Source organism: Pseudomonas sp. SIMBA_068 (assembly GCF_046534705.1).
Classification (GTDB): domain Bacteria; phylum Pseudomonadota; class Gammaproteobacteria; order Pseudomonadales; family Pseudomonadaceae; genus Aquipseudomonas; species Aquipseudomonas putida.
Genome location: NZ_JAWRYI010000083.1, coordinates 1 through 404, shown reverse-complemented (window position 1 = coordinate 404; position 404 = coordinate 1). Strand labels below are relative to the sequence as shown.

The 404-nt window shown below is 47.0% G+C and carries 1 protein-coding gene; it reads left to right on the top strand.

What is annotated here, in order from left to right:
- Positions 1-284: fumarylacetoacetate hydrolase family protein (locus tag SB756_RS28260; protein WP_410912796.1), on the top strand; the 284-nt coding region annotated here is incomplete at its 5' end.
- Positions 285-404 lie beyond the last annotated feature (120 nt).

Genomic DNA, 404 nt, shown 5'->3' with positions numbered 1-404 from the left:
CTAAGTGTTTCATCGACAATCCGTATGATCTGCTTATGAAGCTCACGGTTTCCGGTGCGGTTATGCAGGACGAGACGAGCGCAGATATGCTTTTTAATATTGAAAAGCAAATTGCATACATCTCCAAGTATGCAAAACTCTTACCCGGCGACATTATCTGTACCGGTTCTCCTGCCGGTAATGGCACCCATTACAATCGTTATCTCACTGAAGGTGACGTTATGGTCGGTGAAATTTCGGGTCTCGGGCATCAGCGCCAGAAGTGTGTGGCAGGGGCGAACTGAGGCAGACCATGCAAACGCTAAATGATAATCCCGACCGTGCACTACTTGAAAAAATTATCGCTGGTCAAACGTTTGATTTTGCTATCGAAACAACGGAAGGACTGAAGGAACTCGGTGCTC